This window comes from Candidatus Hydrogenedentota bacterium, assembly GCA_016791475.1.
GTDB lineage: Bacteria > Hydrogenedentota > Hydrogenedentia > Hydrogenedentales > JAEUWI01 > JAEUWI01.
This window is the reverse complement of record JAEUWI010000231.1, coordinates 1-709: the sequence shown is the minus strand read 5'-3', so window position 1 is coordinate 709 and position 709 is coordinate 1. Positions and strand designations below refer to the sequence as shown.

The window sequence follows — 709 nt, the reverse complement described above, 5'->3', positions numbered from 1 at the left end:
AAACTCAAGCCGGGTATTTCCGATCAGCCCTTCGATGATCCGTCCCAATCAGCCCGAGTTCCTCAACCACACGACCAGTGGGTGCAGCCCCACCCCGTATCGCGATGACCTTTTCGGCCCGGAGTTTGCCACGACCATCTTTGCCAGCGAACCGGTGCACAACGTGGTGCATCGAGAGGTCCTTTCGAGAGCAGGCTCCGGATTTGTCAGCCATCGGGCGAAAGGAGAGGAACACAGCGAATTTCTCGCCAGCACCGACAATTGGTTTCGCCCCATCACGACCAGGACCGGGCCCGACGGCGCACTCTACGTTGCCGACATGTATCGGTTTGTCCTGGAGCACCCCGAGTGGATCTCCGCCGAGATGCAAGCGCGGCTCGACCTGCGGGCTGGAGAGGACAAAGGCCGGATTTATCGTGTCGTTCCGGAAGACAAGCCCCGACGAACGATTCCCAACCTCTCCAAGCTGAACCCGGGCGAACTCGTCGTCGCCATGGACAGTCCCAGCGGTTGGCAGCGTGACATGGCACAACGGCTCTTGGTAGAACGGGCCAGTCTTTCAACGACGTTACCGCTCCAATCCTTACTGTCCTTAACGCACGCGCCGCAAGTTCGCGTGCAAGCACTGGCCACGCTTGGGCTACTCGGAAAACTCACAACGGAAACGCTCCTACCCACCCTGGCGGACCCTCATCCAGAGGTGCGACGC

Annotated in this window: 1 protein-coding gene; it reads left to right on the top strand. The window is 60.2% G+C overall.

The genetic code is table 11. The features are described from left to right. On the top strand, positions 1-709 hold a 709-nt coding region (locus JNK74_28900; GenBank protein MBL7650200.1), incomplete at both ends, for a dehydrogenase.